General features: G+C 64.4%; 1 protein-coding gene. It reads left to right on the plus strand.

Annotated features, from left to right (window positions below):
- On the plus strand, positions 1-846 hold an 846-nt coding region (locus NFT33_RS02930; RefSeq protein ID WP_251673031.1), incomplete at its 5' end, for an RNA-guided endonuclease InsQ/TnpB family protein.
- Between the last annotated feature and the right edge of the window lie 234 nt (positions 847-1,080).

Consider the following 1,080-nt stretch of genomic DNA (forward strand, 5'->3'; position numbering starts at 1 on the left):
GTGTGCGAGGAGTACGCCACCCGGCGCAAGCAGTTCAGACGAGCCCGGCTGAACTGGCGGGTGTCGAACCCGAAGTCGGCGAAGTATTCGCTGGGCTGGGTGCCGTTCAAGGCGGGCGGCGCGAAGTACAAGGCCGGGCAGATCGCTTTCCTTGGGCACAAGTTCAGCCTGTGGGACAGCTACGGCCTGAGCCGGTTCGATCTGCGCGCCGGATCGTTCTCGCAGGATGCGCGCGGCCGGTGGTACCTGAACGTGTGCGTCAAGGTGGACGTGCCGAAGTCGGCCGGCACCGGTCTGGTGGGGATCGACCTCGGCCTGAAGACCACGGCGACGTGCTCGGACGGCGAAGAGCTGGCGTCCGGCCTGTACCGCAAGCATGAGCAGGCGCTGGGGATCGCCCAGCGGGCGCGCAAGAAAGGCCGGGCGCGCGCGATCCACGCGAAGATCGCCAACACGCGCAAGGACGCGATGCACAAGTTCTCGACGGGGCTGGTCGCGCGCAACGCGGCGATCTTCGTCGGGAACGTGCAGGCCGGCGCGATGGTGAAGACCAAGATGGCGAAGTCCACGCTGGACGCCGGATGGTCGATGTTGAAGACGATGCTGGAATACAAGAGCCATCAGGCCGGCATCGTGTTCGAAGAGGTGAATGAAGCCTACACAACCCAGACCTGTTCGAGCTGCGGGGTCATACCCGCCAGCAGTCCGAAAGGTAGGACAGGTCTGCGAATGAGGCGATGGACATGCTGCGACTGCGGCGCGGAACACCACCGCGACGTGAACGCTGCCCTGAACATCGCTGCGCGCGGACATGCGCGTCTCGCAGGAGGAATCCCCGTCCTTTAGGGCGGGGAGGATGTCAACCATCGCCTGAGGGACGCAAAGAAGATGAGCTTTCGCGTCATCCTGAAGAACGCATACACCCGCAAACGTTAGGTCTGGCCAGAAAAGGCTCTGTTGCACAAATCCACGAGCAGACGCCCTGACCCCAACCCCGGACGGACTCATGCCACGGCACCCACCGGCACGGTCTGCGGCCGGCCGATCTGACTGAAGCGGTTGAGCACGGCCACGCGCACA

The organism is Sphaerotilus sp. FB-3 (assembly GCF_023706025.1).
Taxonomy (GTDB): Bacteria; Pseudomonadota; Gammaproteobacteria; order Burkholderiales; family Burkholderiaceae_C; genus Sphaerotilus; species Sphaerotilus sulfidivorans.